This window comes from Pseudomonas sp. NCCP-436 (assembly GCF_019656335.1).
Taxonomy (GTDB): Bacteria; Pseudomonadota; Gammaproteobacteria; order Pseudomonadales; family Pseudomonadaceae; genus Aquipseudomonas.
This window is the reverse complement of sequence record NZ_BPLZ01000001.1, coordinates 54,803-70,898: the sequence shown is the minus strand read 5'-3', so window position 1 is coordinate 70,898 and position 16,096 is coordinate 54,803. Positions and strand designations below refer to the sequence as shown.

At 58.5% G+C, this 16,096-nt stretch carries 17 protein-coding genes; 14 read left to right on the top strand and 3 right to left on the bottom strand.

From position 1 onward, the window contains the following. Positions 1-2: 2 nt before the first annotated feature. The 3 genes from recF to dnaA form a co-directional block, all read right to left on the bottom strand. Positions 3-1,106 carry a DNA replication/repair protein RecF gene (recF, locus tag NCCP436_RS00360; protein WP_220801809.1) on the bottom strand — a complete coding sequence of 368 codons (1,104 nt, stop codon included), beginning with the start codon at positions 1,104-1,106 and terminating at the stop codon, positions 3-5. A 114-nt stretch (positions 1,107-1,220) separates the two neighbouring features. Next, positions 1,221-2,324, bottom strand: a complete 1,104-nt coding sequence (gene dnaN / locus NCCP436_RS00355; protein WP_220801808.1) for a DNA polymerase III subunit beta — start codon at positions 2,322-2,324, stop codon at positions 1,221-1,223. Positions 2,325-2,391: 67 nt separating this feature from the next. Then, positions 2,392-3,888: a chromosomal replication initiator protein DnaA gene (gene dnaA / locus NCCP436_RS00350; RefSeq protein WP_220801807.1), complete on the bottom strand. Its 1,497-nt coding sequence runs from the start codon at positions 3,886-3,888 to the stop codon at positions 2,392-2,394. A gap of 531 nt (positions 3,889-4,419) precedes the next feature. Here dnaA and rpmH point away from each other — a divergent pair. The 14 genes from rpmH (at position 4,420) to NCCP436_RS00280 (ending at position 16,078) form a co-directional block, all read left to right on the top strand. Continuing rightward, complete coding sequence (gene rpmH, locus NCCP436_RS00345) at positions 4,420-4,554, top strand: 50S ribosomal protein L34 (protein WP_003246698.1); 135 nt, start codon at positions 4,420-4,422, stop codon at positions 4,552-4,554. A gap of 16 nt (positions 4,555-4,570) precedes the next feature. Further along, positions 4,571-4,972 (top strand): ribonuclease P protein component, encoded by a 402-nt coding sequence (gene rnpA, locus NCCP436_RS00340; protein WP_220801806.1) that lies wholly within the window; start codon positions 4,571-4,573, stop codon positions 4,970-4,972. Beyond that, complete coding sequence (gene yidD, locus NCCP436_RS00335; protein WP_220801805.1) at positions 4,965-5,210, top strand: membrane protein insertion efficiency factor YidD; 246 nt, start codon at positions 4,965-4,967, stop codon at positions 5,208-5,210. Before rnpA ends, yidD begins: the two co-directional genes overlap by 8 nt. A gap of 2 nt (positions 5,211-5,212) precedes the next feature. Further along, a complete protein-coding gene (gene yidC, locus NCCP436_RS00330; RefSeq protein ID WP_220801804.1) occupies positions 5,213-6,958 on the top strand; it encodes a membrane protein insertase YidC in 1,746 nt (581 codons plus the stop codon). Positions 6,959-7,036: 78 nt separating this feature from the next. Then, positions 7,037-8,404: a tRNA uridine-5-carboxymethylaminomethyl(34) synthesis GTPase MnmE gene (mnmE, locus tag NCCP436_RS00325; RefSeq protein WP_220801803.1), complete on the top strand. Its 1,368-nt coding sequence runs from the start codon at positions 7,037-7,039 to the stop codon at positions 8,402-8,404. Positions 8,405-8,931: 527 nt separating this feature from the next. After that, positions 8,932-10,824 carry a tRNA uridine-5-carboxymethylaminomethyl(34) synthesis enzyme MnmG gene (gene mnmG, locus NCCP436_RS00320; RefSeq protein WP_220801802.1) on the top strand — a complete coding sequence of 631 codons (1,893 nt, stop codon included), beginning with the start codon at positions 8,932-8,934 and terminating at the stop codon, positions 10,822-10,824. Continuing rightward, a complete protein-coding gene (gene rsmG, locus NCCP436_RS00315; RefSeq protein ID WP_220802119.1) occupies positions 10,821-11,468 on the top strand; it encodes a 16S rRNA (guanine(527)-N(7))-methyltransferase RsmG in 648 nt (215 codons plus the stop codon). Before mnmG ends, rsmG begins: the two co-directional genes overlap by 4 nt. 11 nt (positions 11,469-11,479) lie before the next feature. Continuing rightward, positions 11,480-12,268, top strand: coding sequence for a ParA family protein (locus tag NCCP436_RS00310; protein WP_220801801.1), 789 nt, complete (start codon positions 11,480-11,482; stop codon positions 12,266-12,268). A gap of 11 nt (positions 12,269-12,279) precedes the next feature. Further along, complete coding sequence (locus NCCP436_RS00305; protein ID WP_220801800.1) at positions 12,280-13,149, top strand: ParB/RepB/Spo0J family partition protein; 870 nt, start codon at positions 12,280-12,282, stop codon at positions 13,147-13,149. A 159-nt stretch (positions 13,150-13,308) separates the two neighbouring features. Then, complete coding sequence (locus tag NCCP436_RS00300; protein WP_375709455.1) at positions 13,309-13,713, top strand: F0F1 ATP synthase subunit I; 405 nt, start codon at positions 13,309-13,311, stop codon at positions 13,711-13,713. A gap of 17 nt (positions 13,714-13,730) precedes the next feature. Beyond that, a complete protein-coding gene (atpB, locus tag NCCP436_RS00295; protein WP_220801798.1) occupies positions 13,731-14,597 on the top strand; it encodes a F0F1 ATP synthase subunit A in 867 nt (288 codons plus the stop codon). A 145-nt stretch (positions 14,598-14,742) separates the two neighbouring features. Beyond that, positions 14,743-15,000, top strand: coding sequence for a F0F1 ATP synthase subunit C (atpE, locus tag NCCP436_RS00290; RefSeq protein ID WP_003097235.1), 258 nt, complete (start codon positions 14,743-14,745; stop codon positions 14,998-15,000). 56 nt (positions 15,001-15,056) lie between these two features. Continuing rightward, positions 15,057-15,527: a F0F1 ATP synthase subunit B gene (locus NCCP436_RS00285; protein ID WP_220801797.1), complete on the top strand. Its 471-nt coding sequence runs from the start codon at positions 15,057-15,059 to the stop codon at positions 15,525-15,527. 14 nt (positions 15,528-15,541) lie between these two features. Then, entirely contained in the window at positions 15,542-16,078 is a 537-nt protein-coding gene (locus NCCP436_RS00280; RefSeq protein ID WP_220801796.1) for a F0F1 ATP synthase subunit delta, read from the top strand. Positions 16,079-16,096 lie beyond the last annotated feature (18 nt).

Below are 16,096 nucleotides of genomic sequence, written 5' to 3'. Positions count from 1 at the left end.
CTTCACTCCCGATGGTCTTGGGTCTGGGTGATACGACCATGTTCCACGTGGAACATGGCAACCGGCGTATCCTTGTGCCAGCCTTCCCTCAACAATTCATAATCCACACAGGTGATAAACACCTGACAATGCAATTCTTCCAGCAGCCGGCACAGGGCTCGGCGATGCTGTTCATCCAGTTCGGACGGCAGATCGTCCACCAGATAGATACACTGGCCTCGCTTGCGCTCGTTGACCAGGTGCCCCTGAGCAATACGCAGCGCACACACCACCAGCTTCTGCTGTCCGCGCGACAAAATCTCTGCCGCATTGTGTCCAGCAAGGCGCAAACGCAAGTCAGCGCGCTGCGGCCCCGCCTGGGTATGTCCAAGTTGCTGATCGCGGGGCAGGGAAGCGGCGAGCACTTCGCTCAATGCACGATCCTTGTCCCAGCCACGGTAGTAACTCAGGGTAAGCCCATTGAGCTGTAGCAGTTCGGCAAGCGTGCGCTCGAACACCGGCTTAAGGGCCTGTATGTAGGCGCGACGATAGCTATCGATTTCCTCGCTGGCACTGCACAGTTCGCGATCCCAAGCGGCTTGCGAAACCGTGTCAAGTGTACCATGACGCAGCCACGAGTTCCGCTGCCGCAGGGCCTTCTGCAATCGTTGCCAAGCTCGGAGGAAGCGATGTTCCACGTGGAACACTCCCCAATCGAGAAACTGTCGACGTATCTTCGGTGCGCCCTCCAGCAGGCGAAAACTATCCGGATTTATAAGCTGTAACGGCAACAGGTCGGCCAACTGAGCTGCGCTTCGCACATTCTGTCCGTCGATACGGATTTGTAATTCACCCTGACGATCTCGAAAAATTCCCAGGTTGGCCACACTTCCCTCACCCAGCTGAACCTGCCCAAAGACAGTACAACTCGGCTGATCGTAGTGGATGACCGGTTGCAGACGGGCACTACGAAAAGAGCGGGCCAGGCCCAACAGATGTACGGCTTCCAGCACACTGGTCTTGCCGCTGCCGTTGGCACCGTGAAGGATATTGATGCGAGGGGAAGGGGAGAGGGTAACCGGCTGCAGATTTCGCACCGCGGTGATCGTGATGCGGCTCAGTGACATCCGTTGACCTTTGGCGGAAACCGATCCCGCTCTAAAGCGGGATCGGAACAGAGACAGTAGCGGAGGAGGAAATTGAAAGCGGAGGATCTATCCCCCTCCGGCCATGCTGTTGAATCAGAGGCGCATGGGCATGACAACGTAGGCGGAATCCTCATTGTCCGCTTCCTGCAGCAGGGCACTGCTGTTGGAGTCAGACAAAGTCAGACGAACCTGTTCAGCAGTCATCACACCCAGCACATCAAGCAGATAACTGACGTTGAAGCCGATTTCCAGATTACCGCCAGCGTACTCGATGGCAATTTCCTCCTCGGCTTCTTCCTGCTCGGGGTTGTTAGCCTGGATTTTCAGCAAATCTGCTGCCAGGGTCAGACGGATCCCACGATACTTTTCGTTGGACAGGATGGCAGTACGACTGAAGGCCTCACGCAGGCCCTGACGATCCGCCACTACCAACTTGTCACCACCACGTGGCAGCACGCGCTCGTAGTCCGGGAACTTGCCGTCAACCAGTTTGGAAGTGAAGGTAAATTCCCCGGTATTGGCGCGAATATGGTGCTGACCCAGCAGGATGCTTACCTCAGCATCCTGCTCGGTAAGCAGGCGGGCCAGTTCGAGAATCCCCTTGCGCGGCACGATGACCTGGTGCTTGCCGTCCTGCTGAATGGCGGCTTCCATCGAACACAGCGCCAGACGATGGCCATCGGTAGCCACCGCACGCAGCAAGCCGTTTTGCACTTCCAGCAGCATCCCGTTGAGGTAATAGCGCACGTCCTGCTGGGCCATGGCAAAACTGGTGCGGTCAATCAGACGGCGCAACTTGGCCTGTGGCAGGTTGAAGGTCAATGAGCCCGGGCCTTCCTCAACAGCGGGAAAGTCGTTGGCGGGCAGAGTGGACAGCGTGAAACGGCTGCGACCGGCCTTGACCAGCAGCTTCTGTTCGTCGACCCGGATGTCGATCAGCGCATCGGCCGGAAGGCTCTTGCAGATGTCCATCAGCTTGCGCGCCGGAACGGTGATTTCCCCCGGCTCAGCCGCATCCTCCAGCGTGACCCGGCCTACCAGCTCAACCTCCAGATCGGTACCGGTCAGCGACAGTTGCTGTCCCTCGACCACCATCAGCACATTGGACAGTACCGGCAGCGTCTGGCGTCGCTCCACGACGCCGGCGACCAGTTGCAGGGGTTTCAACAGGGCTTCGCGTTGAATGGTGAAATGCATGGTCTAGTCCCTTGCCTCGTGGATATTCGTAATTAAGGAGCTCGTCTTTGCCTCACCCCGATCGCGATCAGGTGGTCAGGGTACGCAACAGATTCTTGTAGTCTTCACGGATGTCCGCGTCGGATTCCCTAAGTTCAGCAATCTTACGGCATGCATGCAATACCGTAGTATGATCCCGCCCGCCGAAGGCTACGCCGATCTCCGGCAGGCTGTGATTGGTCAGCTCTTTCGACAGCGCCATAGCCACCTGCCGCGGCCGCGCAATGGAACGCGAGCGCCGCTTGGAGAGCAGATCCGACATTTTGATCTTGTAGTACTCGGCAGTGGTGCGCTGGATATTGTCGATGCTTACCAGCTTGTCCTGCAGAGCCAGCAGATCCTTGAGTGACTCTCGGATCAGCTCGATGGTGATCTCACGCCCCATAAAGTGCGAATGAGCAATCACCCGCTTCAGCGCACCTTCCAACTCACGCACGTTGGAGCGAATGCGCTGGGCAATAAAGAATGCTGCGTCGTGTGGCAGTTCCACCTTGGCCTGGTCTGCCTTCTTCATCAGAATGGCGACACGAGTTTCCAGCTCCGGCGGCTCAACAGCGACGGTCAGACCCCAGCCGAAGCGAGACTTCAAGCGCTCCTCAAGCCCTTCGATTTCCTTCGGGTAACGGTCGCTGGTAATGATCACCTGCTGACCGCCCTCAAGCAGGGCATTGAAGGTGTGGAAAAACTCTTCCTGGGAACGCTCCTTCTTGGCGAAAAACTGGATGTCGTCAATCAGGAGTGCATCCACTGAGCGGTAGAACCGCTTGAACTCGTTGATCGCATTGAGCTGCAACGCCTTGACCATGTCGGCCACGAAGCGCTCGGAATGCAGATAGACCACCTTGGCATTGGGGTTCTTGGCCAACAAATGGTTACCCACAGCGTGCATCAGGTGAGTCTTGCCAAGACCTACGCCGCCATAGAGAAACAACGGGTTGTAGCCATGCTTGAGATTGTCGGCCACCTGCCAGGCGGCAGCCCGTGCCAGTTGGTTGGACTTGCCCTCAACGAAATTGTCGAAGGTGAAGGTGCGGTTCAGGTAACTGGTGTGCTTGAGCCCACCTTCAACCTGTACCGTACGCTCGGGACGTGGTGCCACCGCAGGTACCTGCGGTGGCGGCAATTGTCCGGCCATGGAGTCGAAGCTGTTATGCGACGTTTCCTGAACCGATACAGCAGGTTTAGTCACAGCTGTACGGGATTGCTGCAGTCCCTGCTGCTGAGCCACACGCGCAGCAGCCGAAAGCGGCGCTGTTGGTGCCACTCGTGCGGTAGCAGCCCGCCGACTGCCAATTAGCAGTGAAAGCGCCGGAACCATGCCATCGCTACGCTCTCCCAACAGCTCCAGCAGGCGACTGAGGTATTTTTCGTTGACCCAATCGAGCACGAAGCGATTAGGCGCATAAACGCGCAGCTCGTCGCCTTCGGCTTCAACCTGTAGAGGACGGATCCAGGTGTTGAATTGCTGAGCGGGCAATTCGTCGCGCAATAGCTCGACGCATTGCTGCCATAGTTCCACTGACACTGACTACCTCTATATAGGCGGCGATGCTTGAACGATCGTCATTGTACCGGTCCAGGCCGAGGTTATCCACATGAGCAGACGAAGATCGCCAAGCAAAATCAAGGTGTTATTTACTCCATCATGATACAGGCAGCACCAAACAAGACTTGTGGATAAGGCTTCCTGAACCATGGGTAAATCACTGGGGAGAGGGTGAGGGATAACCTATTCTGTGGATAATTATCCTTTTCATCCTCAGGCTGCCACAAGCCTTCACACCGAAAGCACACGGGTTCCGGACAGCTTTATCAGATCAGCAAAGCCAGGTAGCTCTAAGCTCTGAAGGGGTTTTCCACAGATGACTGACTTGCCTATATACATAAATATAGAAAAAGAGCTTTAAATGCTTTTCTTCTTATCTTTCTTTTATCTGCCTGGACCAGACGATTAAGGCTGGTTGGAAATTGACCTGCCGCGAGGCTTTCACTAGAATTGCCGGTCTCTTTAAACCAGGGTCATTCCGACCCTCGTCGATCACCCAGGTAAAGCACCATGAAACGCACTTTCCAACCCAGCACCATCAAGCGCGCTCGTACCCACGGTTTCCGTGCTCGCATGGCTACTAAGAACGGTCGTGCCGTCCTGTCGCGTCGTCGCGCCAAGGGCCGCAAGCGTCTGACTGTCTAATTCATCCAGACAGGTGGTGAGTCGAGGCTTCAGCCGGGATAAGCGACTGCTCACTCCCCGGCAATTCAAGGCAGTCTTCGACTCCCCCAGCGGTAAGGCTCCGGGCAGAAATGTCCTGCTACTGGCGCGCGACAACCAGCTCGGTCACCCCCGCCTGGGTTTGGTGATCGGCAAGAAGAGCGTCAAGCTCGCAGTCGAACGCAACCGCATCAAGCGTCAAATCCGCGAATCCTTCCGTCTCAACCAGGACTGCCTGGCAGGCTGGGATATCGTGGTGGTTGCCCGCAAGGGGCTGGGCGATCTGGAGAATGCTGAGCTGGCACGCCAGTTCGGCAAGCTTTGGAAACGTCTGGCCCGCAACCGATCAACCGAAAACGCTGAAAACTCCCCCGGGACAAGCGACCACTCCCATGCGTAAGGCGGCCCTAGCCTGTATCCAGGTGTATCGCTATGCGATCAGTCCGCTGATGGCATGCCACTGTCGCTTTTACCCCAGTTGCTCCAACTACGCCTACGAAGCCATCGAACAGCATGGCTTCGTTCGCGGTGGCTGGCTGGCAGCGCGCCGTCTCGGCCGTTGTCACCCCTGGAATCCCGGCGGTTATGATCCGGTTCCACCCGCCAATTCATCCCGTTCCCCTTCGATGGCCGAATAATCATGGATATCCAACGCTCGATCCTGATCGTCGCCCTGGCAGTCGTGTCCTACCTCATGGTTCTTCAATGGAACGAGGATTATGGTCAGGCTGCCCTGCCTGCCGAGGCCAGTACCTCGGCATCGCTGACGCCCGCCCTGCCGGATGCCCCTGCGGCGTCCTCCAGCCAGAATACCGATGATGTGCCGACAGCCGTTGCTGAACCCAGCGCAGCAACAGTTGCTCCGGTTGTTGCCCGCAATGAGGAACTGATCCGCGTCACCACCGACGTATTGGATCTGGCCATCGATCCACGCGGTGGCGATGTGGTACAGCTGCGCCTGCCGCAATACCCGCGTCGTCAGGATCGCCCGGATGTCCCGTTCCAGCTGTTCGACAACGGCAGTGAGCGCACCTACCTGGCACAGAGCGGGCTGATCGGCCAGAACGCTCCGGACAGCTCTGCCGGTCGCGCTCTCTGGCACAGTGCAAAGAACAACTACAGCCTGGCCGACGGCCAAGACAGCCTGGTGGTCGATCTGACCTACAGCAACAACGGTGTGAACTACATCAAGCGCTACAGCTTCAAGCGCGGCCTCAACCCCCAGTGCTCCGCCCGTGAGCAGCAGCAGAAGAAAACCGGCTGCGTGGATCCGGCCGCCTATCAGGTGGATGTTCGCTACCTGATCGACAACCAGAGCGAGCAGGCCTGGAGCGGAAACCTGTTTGCCCAACTCAAGCGTGACAGCAGCGGCGATCCGTCCTCCACCACTGCTACCGGCACCGCTACCTATCTGGGTGCTGCGGTATGGACGGCCGATGAGCCTTATAAAAAGCTGTCGATGAAGGACATCGACAAGCAACCCTTCAAGGACACTGTGCAAGGTGGCTGGGTTGCCTGGCTGCAACACTACTTCGTCACTGCCTGGGTACCGGACGCCAACAGCAGCAACCTGGTTCAGACCCGCAAGGACAGCCAGGGCAACTACATCGTCGGCTTCACCGGTCCGGCACTTCAGGTCGCTGCCGGCGCCAAGGGCGAAACCGGTGCAGTCCTCTACGCCGGCCCCAAGCTGCAGGAGCACCTGGGCTCGTTGTCCCCTGGCCTGGAGCTGACCGTCGACTACGGTTTCCTCTGGTTCCTCGCCCAACCCATTTTCTGGCTGCTGGAAGTAATTCACGGCCTGCTGGGCAACTGGGGTTGGTCCATCATTGTTCTGACCATCATCATCAAGCTGATCTTCTTCCCACTGTCGGCCGCCAGCTACAAGTCGATGGCCCGCATGCGTGCGGTATCGCCGAAGCTGCAAGCGCTCAAAGAGCAGTACGGTGATGATCGCCAGAAGATGTCTCAGGCGATGATGGAGCTGTACAAGAAGGAGAAGATAAACCCGCTGGGCGGCTGCCTGCCGATTCTCGTGCAGATGCCGGTATTCCTCGCTCTGTACTGGGTACTGCTGGAATCCGTGGAAATGCGCCAGGCGCCCTGGCTGCTGTGGATCACGGACCTGTCGATCAAGGATCCGTTCTTCATTCTGCCGATCATCATGGGCGCCACCATGTTCATTCAGCAGCAGCTCAACCCGACGCCTCCGGATCCCATGCAGGCGCGCGTACTGAAACTGATGCCGATCATCTTCACTTTCTTCTTCCTGTGGTTCCCTGCAGGCCTGGTACTGTACTGGGTGGTCAACAACATCCTGTCCATCGCCCAGCAGTGGTACATTACCCGCAGGATCGAAGCGGCAGCGAAGCCGGCCGGAGCCTGACCTGCCAGCCTCTTACGGCCACCCGCAAACGCCCCTTGACCGGGGCGTTTTGCTGTCTGACGAATACGAGAGCCCGCTATGCACCATGCCCGAGACACCATCGCCGCCGTCGCCACAGCCCAGGGCCGTGGTGGAGTGGGAATAGTGCGCATTTCAGGCCCGCTGGCTGGGCAACTGGCCGACTCCATCTGTCGCCGGCCGCTCAAGCCGCGCTATGCCCATCACGGGCCGTTCTATGGCGAAGATCGCCAGCCTCTGGACGAAGGTCTGGCAATCTTCTTTCCCGGGCCGCATTCCTTCACTGGCGAGGATGTACTGGAGCTGCAGGGACACGGAGGCCCGGTGGTGCTCGACCTGCTGCTGCGGCGCTGCCTGCAGTTGGGTGCCCGCCTGGCACGCCCGGGAGAGTTCAGCGAACGTGCCTTCCTCAACGACAAGCTGGATCTGGCTCAGGCCGAAGCGATTGCCGACCTGATCGAAGCCAGCTCCGAGCAGGCTGCTCGCAACGCCCTGCGTTCTCTGCAAGGGGAGTTCTCCCGTCGTGTACACGCGCTGACCGAATCGCTGATCCGACTGCGTATCTATGTCGAGGCGTCCATCGATTTTCCCGAGGAGGAGATCGACTTTCTTGCCGACGGCAAGGTACTGGCTCAACTGGACGAAGTGCGCGCCGAACTGAGCGCCGTGCTGCGCGAAGCAGGGCAGGGAGCTTTGTTGCGCGATGGCATGACGGTGGTCATTGCCGGCCGCCCCAACGCAGGCAAGTCAAGCCTGCTCAACGCCCTGGCCGGCCGCGAGGCGGCCATCGTCACCGATATCGCCGGTACCACCCGTGACGTGCTGCGCGAACATATCCACATTGACGACATGCCGCTGCATGTTGTCGATACCGCCGGGCTGCGCGACACCGACGACCAGGTCGAACGTATCGGCGTGGAACGTGCGCTCAAAGCCATCGGCGAGGCCGACCGGGTACTTCTGGTAGTGGACTCCACCGCACCGGAAGCAGTCGACCCCTTCGCTCTTTGGCCGGAATTTCTCGATAGTCGCCCGGATCCAGCACGTGTCACGCTGATCCGTAACAAGGCTGATCTATCCGGCGAAGCCATCACACTGCAAACCAGTGGAGATGGACACGTAACCCTGTCTCTTTCGGCCAAATCCGCCGCTGGCCTGGATCTACTGCGCGATCACCTTAAGGCCTGCATGGGCTATCAACAAACGGCCGAAAGCGGCTTCAGCGCACGCCGACGCCATCTGGAAGCTCTGCACCAGGCCGAACGCTACCTTGAGCACGGTCGCCAGCAGCTAACCCTGCTGGGTGCCGGGGAACTGTTGGCTGAAGATCTGCGCATGGCCCAGCAGGCTCTTGGCGAGATCACTGGTGCCTTTAGTAGTGACGATTTGCTGGGAAGGATCTTTTCCAGCTTCTGCATCGGTAAGTAATTCAAAGCATCGTATCGCGGTGCCCTTCATCTCTTTCCCACGATGATCCTGAAGGGCGAGTCCGTCTCGCCTGTACGGAGTTATTCTGCTTTCCTGAAACCTGTGGAAAAACAGCCCTGAACCATACCCATAAGTCTCTGGGCAAGTCGCTGGAAAAAACACCTGTTGATAAGAACTCGTTCGACTCACAGGCCATGCCCTGCTTTTTCAGCGGAAGAGAGCAGGATCAACACAGTGTTTTCCTTCGCCAAATCTCTTGCAGGGCAAGGGCTACATGAGCTTATCCACAGAAATGATCCAACCTATTAATAAACATAAAGAACAAGCTTTATAAATATTCTATTTTTCTAATTCCTATAAGCTCGCCATCAGGTTTCCTTACACGGTGTAATCGGCAGGGCAGGTTAAAGCAGCACACTGATCTCAGATTTGGCTATTTTTTGTGCAGAAGGCTTCATTCAGCAGAACGAAATCCCTATACTTGCCGCCTTCCCCAATTTCCCTTCTCAACAGGCACGAGGTGCGTGGTGGATTTCCCTTCCCGTTTTGACGTGATCGTGATCGGCGGCGGTCATGCCGGTACCGAAGCAGCTCTGGCTGCGGCACGCATGGGCGTGAAGACCCTGCTGCTCACCCACAATGTCGAGACTCTTGGGCAAATGAGCTGTAACCCAGCCATTGGTGGTATCGGCAAGAGCCACCTGGTCAAGGAGATCGACGCCTTGGGCGGCGCCATGGCGAGCGCTACGGATCGAGGCGGTATTCAGTTCCGTATCCTCAACAGCCGCAAGGGCCCGGCTGTTCGGGCCACCCGCGCTCAGGCTGACCGGGTGCTGTACAAGGCGGCTATCCGCGAGATTCTGGAAAACCAACCCAATCTGTGGATTTTTCAACAGGCAGCCGATGACCTGATTGTGGAAAACGATCAGGTCCGGGGAGTCGTTACCCAGATGGGCCTCAGGTTTCACGCGGATTCCGTGGTACTGACCACCGGTACCTTCCTTGGCGGACTTATCCACATTGGCTTGCAGAATTACTCCGGCGGTCGTGCCGGTGATCCACCCTCCATAGCCCTGGCCCAACGCCTGCGTGAGCTGCCGCTGCGTGTTGGCCGGCTGAAAACCGGTACCCCGCCGCGTATCGATGGCCGCAGCGTGGATTTTTCGGTGATGACCGAGCAGCCGGGCGATACCCCGACGCCGCTGATGTCCTTCCTCGGCAAACGCGAGCATCAGCCGCGACAAATCAGCTGCTGGATCACCCATACCAACGCGCGCACCCATGAAATCATCGCCGCCAACCTGGATCGCTCGCCGATGTACTCGGGAGTTATCGAAGGAGTAGGTCCGCGTTACTGTCCGTCGATCGAAGACAAGATCCACCGCTTTGCCGACAAGGACAGCCATCAGGTGTTTATCGAGCCTGAAGGACTGACCACCCATGAGTTGTATCCCAACGGCATCTCCACATCGCTGCCGTTTGACGTGCAGCTACAGATCGTGCGTTCGATCCGCGGTATGGAAAACGCTCATATCGTGCGCCCGGGCTACGCCATCGAGTACGACTACTTCGACCCGCGCGATCTCAAGTACAGCCTGGAGACCAAGGTCATCGGCGGTCTGTTCTTCGCCGGCCAGATCAACGGCACTACCGGTTACGAAGAGGCCGGTGCCCAGGGGCTGCTCGCCGGCTGCAACGCCGCGCTCCGCGCACAGGGCAAAGAGCCCTGGTGCCCACGCCGCGATGAGGCCTACATCGGCGTACTGGTCGACGATCTGATCACCCTGGGAACGCAAGAGCCCTACCGCATGTTCACTTCACGTGCCGAGTACAGGCTGATTCTGCGCGAGGACAACGCCGATCTGCGCCTTACCGAGAAGGGCCGCGAACTGGGGTTGGTGGATGACGTGCGCTGGGCAGCCTTTGAGGCTAAGCGCGAAGCCATCGTCGCCGAAGAGCAGCGCCTGAAAAGCACCTGGGTGCGTCCGGGTACACCACAGGGCGATGCTATAGCCGAGCGTTTCGGCACACCGCTGAACCACGAGTACAATCTGCTTAACCTGCTGGCTCGCCCGGAAATCGACTATGCCAGCCTGGCCGAACTGACAGTGGCACCAGCTGTGGATAATCAGGTGGCTGAGCAGGTGGAGATCAAAACCAAGTACGCTGGCTACATCGAGCGTCAGCAGGACGAGATCGCCCGCCTGAGAGCCAGCGAAGACACCCGCCTGCCGGATGACCTGGACTACGCCGCCATTGCCGGGCTATCCAAGGAAATCCAGTTCAAGCTGGGCAATGCCCGTCCGGCCACCCTTGGCCAGGCCGGGCGTATTCCCGGCGTCACCCCGGCCGCCATTTCCCTGCTGCTGATTCATCTGAAAAAGCGCAGCGCCGGCCAGAAGCTGGAGCAGAGCGCCTGATGTCGGTTACTCAACGTCACGCCGAAGAGCTTGTCCTGGGCGCCCGTGAACTCGGCATTGAGCTTGGTGCCCTTCAGCAGGAACAATTGCTCGCCTACCTGGGCCTGCTGATCAAATGGAACAAGGCCTATAACCTTACCGCAGTGCGTGACCCGGACGAGATGGTTTCGCGCCATCTGCTCGACAGCCTGTCAGTGGTGCCCTATGTAGAGCTCGGAGGCGAGCGCTGGCTGGACGTTGGCAGCGGCGGCGGCATGCCGGGCATTCCCCTGGCGATCATGTTCCCCGAGCGGCAATTCACCCTGCTCGACTCCAATGGCAAGAAAACCCGTTTCCTGACTCAGGTCAAACTGGAGCTGAAACTTGCCAACCTTGAGGTTGTCCACAGCCGGGTAGAGGCTTACCGTCCTCCTCAGCCGTTCGACGGCATCAGTTCGCGGGCTTTCAGCAGCCTGGAAGACTTCAGCAACTGGACGCGTCATCTGGGTGACGCCGGCACCCGCTGGCTGGCGATGAAGGGCGTGCATCCGGATGACGAGCTGCAGGCATTGCCGGCAGACTTCCGACTTGAGACTACGCAGGTGCTGCGGGTGCCCGGTTGCCAAGGTCAGCGCCATCTGCTGATACTGCGTCGCTCGGTCTAGGGGGAAAGAAGATGGCCAAGGTATTCGCGATTGCCAACCAGAAGGGCGGCGTCGGCAAGACCACGACCTGCGTCAACCTGGCAGCTTCGCTGGTGGCGACCAAACGTCGTGTGCTGTTGATTGACCTCGACCCGCAGGGCAACGCCACCATGGGGAGCGGCATCGACAAGCACAGTCTGGAGCATTCCATCTATGACGTGCTGATCGGCGAATGCGACCTCAGCCAGGTCATGCAGTACTCCGAGCATGGTGGTTACCAGTTGCTGCCGGCCAACCGCGACCTGACCGCGGCCGAAGTTGCGCTGCTGGAAATGAAGATGAAGGAGAGCCGCCTGCGCTACGCTCTGGCGCCGATCCGCGAGAACTACGACTACATCCTCATCGACTGTCCGCCATCACTGAACATGCTGACCATCAACGCGCTGGTGGCGGCCGATGGTGTGATCATCCCCATGCAGTGCGAGTATTACGCACTGGAAGGACTTTCCGATCTGGTCAACAGCATTCAGCGCATCAGTCAATTGCTCAACCCCAAGCTGCAGATCGAAGGGCTGTTGCGCACCATGTACGATCCGCGCATCAGTCTGACCAACGATGTCAGTGCCCAGCTCAAGGCGCACTTTGGCGACAAGCTCTATGACGCAGTGATTCCGCGCAACGTGAGGCTGGCCGAGGCGCCCAGCTTTGGCATGCCGGCACTGGTCTACGACAAACAATCCCGTGGGGCCATCGCCTATCTGGCGCTGGCTGGCGAACTGGTGCGTCGTCAGCGCGCCGCCGCAAAAACCGCTACCGCTTAAGGAACATCCGCATGGCTGCGAAGAAACGAGGTCTGGGTCGAGGTCTGGACGCTCTGCTGGCAGGCAATACCGTCAGTGCCCTGCAGGAGGAAGCCGCCAAGGCCGACACCCGCGAACTGCAATATGTGCCGCTGGATCTGATTCAGCGCGGCAAGTACCAGCCACGTCGCGACATGGATCAGACCGCCCTGGAAGAATTGGCTGCCTCGATCCGTGCCCAGGGCGTGATGCAGCCCATCGTGCTGCGCCCCATTGGTGGTGGCCGTTTCGAGATCGTCGCCGGTGAACGCCGCTGGCGAGCCAGCCAACTGGCTGGTCAGGAGAAGATCCCGGCGATGGTGCGTGAGCTGCCGGACGAAGCAGCGATTGCCATGGCGCTGATCGAGAACATCCAGCGCGAAGATCTCAACCCCATCGAGGAAGCTGTCGCTCTGCAGCGGCTGCAGCAGGAATTCGAACTGACTCAGCAACAGGTCGCTGATGCAGTTGGCAAGTCCCGCGCCACCATCGCCAACCTGTTGCGCCTGATCGCCTTGCCGGACGAAATAAAGACCCTGCTTGCTCATGGCGATCTGGAGATGGGCCATGCCCGTGCTTTGCTCGGTCTGCCCCTGGAAAGACAGGTCGAAGCTGCGCGACATGTTGTCGCACGCGCTCTTACCGTCCGCCAGACTGAAGCCCTGGTGCGTCAGTGGCTGAACGCCAAACCGGCCCCGCAGAAGGCCAAGACTGACCCTGACATCAGTCGCCTGGAACAGCGGCTGGCAGAGCGCCTGGGCTCGCCAGTGCAGATAAAACATGGCTCCGGCGGCAAGGGGCAGCTGGTTATCCGCTACAACTCCCTTGATGAGTTGCAGGGCGTGCTGGCCCATATCCGTTGAAACAATTCGCCACATCTGGCGGTGTAGCGCACGGTCGGAAAACACTACCGTGCAGTTGAACGGGGGGGATAGGCCACCTATACTCTGCGCGCAATTTTATTGGCACTTTTTATGCCAATTCATGGAGTTAAAAGCGTTCGATAGACGAGGTCCCAGTAGATGGAACGCCGCATGCCGAAGCGCCTGCCTTTCCATCGTTTGCCGGTCTTTCCGGTGCTGGTGGCTCAACTCATCGTACTGCTGCTGGCCGCTGCGGCGTGCTGGCAATGGCGCGGCAGCGTGGCCGGCTATTCGGCCCTGTTGGGCGGAGTGATCGCCTGGCTGCCGAACCTGTACTTTGCCCACAAGGCGTTCCGCCATAGCGGTGCGAGGGCTGCGAGAGAGATCGTCCGGTCTTTTTATACCGGCGAGGCGGGAAAACTGATTTTGACGTTTGTGCTTTTTGCACTGACGTTTGCGGGCGTGAAACCACTGGCGGCACCGGCACTGTTCGGTGTCTACCTGCTGACCCTGATGGTGAGCTGGTTTGCCCCGCTACTGATAAAGACATTTTCAAGACCTTAAAGCGTTCGGGGCAAATAATGGCAGCAGATACCGCTTCGGGTTACATCCAGCACCACTTGTCGAATCTGACCTTCGGTCAGCACCCGGTAAATGGCTGGAGTTTCGCCCACACCACACAAGAAGCTCAGGAAATGGGTTTCTGGGCCTTTCACTTGGACACTCTCGGAGTGTCCGTAGTTCTCGGCCTGATCTTCATTGCGCTTTTCCGCCTGGCGGCCAGCAAGGCAACCTCGGATACTCCCGGCGGGCTGCAGAATTTCATTGAGGTCATCGTCGGCTTTGTCGACAGCAGCGTGAAGGACACCTTTCACGGCCGCAATCCGCTGATCGCACCTCTGGCCCTGACCATTTTCGTCTGGGTTTTCCTGATGAACTTCATGGATCTTCTGCCGGTTGACTGGCTGCCGATGCTGGCTGCCACCATTGTTGGTGATCCGCATCTGTATTTCCGTGCGGTTCCGACCACCGACCCGAATGCCACTCTGGGCCTGGCTCTATCGGTGTTCGCCCTGATCATCTTCTACAGCATCAAGGTCAAGGGTATTGGTGGTTTCCTGGGTGAACTGACCCTGCACCCGTTCAATGCCAAGAATATTGCCGTGAAGATCCTGCTGATCCCGGTGAACTTCCTGCTCGAATTCGTCACCCTGATCGCCAAACCGGTCTCCCTGGCCCTGCGACTGTTCGGCAACCTGTATGCCGGTGAACTGATCTTCATCCTGATCGCCATCATGTACAGCGGCGGCATGCTGCTGGGCGGTCTGGGTGGTGTGCTGCAGCTGGCCTGGGCCATCTTCCACATCCTGATCATCACCCTGCAGGCATTCATCTTCATGATGCTGACCATCGTCTACCTGTCGATGGCGCACGAAGAGAGTCATTAAGGGAACCGAATTCCGCGGCAGCGCCTTGTGCGATGCCGCTGGAACACACCCGGTAGTCTCGGCTGCAGGGTTGCTGTAAAGAAACGATTTCGTTTTACCGCTTCATCAAAAACCTAACCAATACGACTGTAAGTCGGGAGGAAAAATGGAAACTGTAGTTGGTTTGACCGCTATCGCCGTTGCACTGCTGATCGGCCTGGGTGCCCTGGGTACCGCCATCGGTTTCGGTCTGCTGGGTGGCAAGTTCCTGGAAGGCGCTGCGCGTCAACCGGAAATGGTTCCGATGCTGCAAGTCAAGATGTTCATCGTTGCCGGTCTGCTCGACGCCGTGACCATGATCGGTGTTGGTATCGCCCTGTTCTTCACCTTCGCGAACCCCTTCGTTGGCCAAATCGCAGGCTGATTCACTCTCCTTCGAGTGAATTGGTGTGACGGACAACGAACGAGCGAGGTGTTGGCGTGAACATTAATGCAACCCTGATTGGCCAGTCCGTTGCCTTCTTCATCTTCGTATGGTTCTGCATGAAGTTTGTATGGCCTCCGGTCATCAACGCCCTGCAGGAACGTCAGAAGAAGATCGCAGACGGCTTGGACGCTGCCAACCGCGCGGCTCGTGATTTGGAGCTGGCTCACGAGAAAGTGGCCCAGCAACTGCGCGAAGCCAAAGGTCAGGCCGCCGAAATCATTGAGCAAGCCAAAAAGCGTGCTACCCAGATCGTCGACGAGGCCCGTGATCAGGCTCGTGTCGAAGCTGAACGCGTAAAGGCTCAGGCTCAGGCCGAGATCGAACAGGAAATCAACGGCATCAAAGACGCTCTGCGTGCCCAAGTGGGCAGCCTGGCCGTCAGTGGCGCCGAGAAGATTCTGGGCGCATCCATCGACCAAAACGCGCATGCGGAGCTGGTTAACAAACTGGCAGCCGAAATTTAAGCGAGGGCGCGATCATGGCAGAACTGACCACGCTGGCCCGACCTTACGCCAAGGCTGCCTTTGAGCACGCACAGGCCCACCAGCAACTGGCCAATTGGTCAGCCATGCTCGGCCTGGCTGCGGCGGTGTCGCTCGACGGCACCATGCAGCGCGTGCTCAAGGCCCCGCGTCTGACGAGTACAGAAAAGGCCACCGCCTTCATCGAGGTGTGTGGTGAAGAGTTCGACGCCCAGGCACAGAACTTCATTCATGTCGTTGCCGATAACGGTCGTCTGGCCCTGTTGCCGGAGATCTACGCCCTGTTCGAGCTGTACAAGGCCGAGCAGGAGAAAACGATCGATGTGGAAGTGACCAGTGCCTTTGCATTGAGCGATGAACAGCAAGACAAACTCGCCAAGGTTCTCAGTGCACGGCTCGGCCGAGAAGTGCGTCTGCACGCCGCGGAAGATGCCACCCTCATCGGTGGTGTACTGATTCGCGCCGGCGACCTGGTTATCGATGGCACAGTTCGCGGCAAGCTCGCGAAGCTGGCCGAAGCATTGAAATCTTGAGTTTGAAGGGGCAGCAGA

Excerpts from the sequence above, each read along its gene's own strand:
- yidD (WP_220801805.1), top strand. The coding sequence starts at position 4,965 with ATGCGTAAGGCGGCCCTAGCCTGTATCCAGGTGTATCGCTATGCGATC.
- recF (WP_220801809.1), bottom strand. The coding sequence starts at position 1,106 with ATGTCACTGAGCCGCATCACGATCACCGCGGTGCGAAATCTGCAGCCG.
- yidC (WP_220801804.1), top strand. The coding sequence starts at position 5,213 with ATGGATATCCAACGCTCGATCCTGATCGTCGCCCTGGCAGTCGTGTCC.
- atpB (WP_220801798.1), top strand. The coding sequence starts at position 13,731 with ATGGCAGCAGATACCGCTTCGGGTTACATCCAGCACCACTTGTCGAAT.
- dnaN (WP_220801808.1), bottom strand. The coding sequence starts at position 2,324 with ATGCATTTCACCATTCAACGCGAAGCCCTGTTGAAACCCCTGCAACTG.
- NCCP436_RS00305 (WP_220801800.1), top strand. The coding sequence starts at position 12,280 with ATGGCTGCGAAGAAACGAGGTCTGGGTCGAGGTCTGGACGCTCTGCTG.
- mnmE (WP_220801803.1), top strand. The coding sequence starts at position 7,037 with ATGCACCATGCCCGAGACACCATCGCCGCCGTCGCCACAGCCCAGGGC.
- atpE (WP_003097235.1), top strand. The coding sequence starts at position 14,743 with ATGGAAACTGTAGTTGGTTTGACCGCTATCGCCGTTGCACTGCTGATC.
- NCCP436_RS00310 (WP_220801801.1), top strand. The coding sequence starts at position 11,480 with ATGGCCAAGGTATTCGCGATTGCCAACCAGAAGGGCGGCGTCGGCAAG.
- NCCP436_RS00300 (WP_375709455.1), top strand. The coding sequence starts at position 13,309 with ATGGAACGCCGCATGCCGAAGCGCCTGCCTTTCCATCGTTTGCCGGTC.
- NCCP436_RS00280 (WP_220801796.1), top strand. The coding sequence starts at position 15,542 with ATGGCAGAACTGACCACGCTGGCCCGACCTTACGCCAAGGCTGCCTTT.
- rpmH (WP_003246698.1), top strand. The coding sequence starts at position 4,420 with ATGAAACGCACTTTCCAACCCAGCACCATCAAGCGCGCTCGTACCCAC.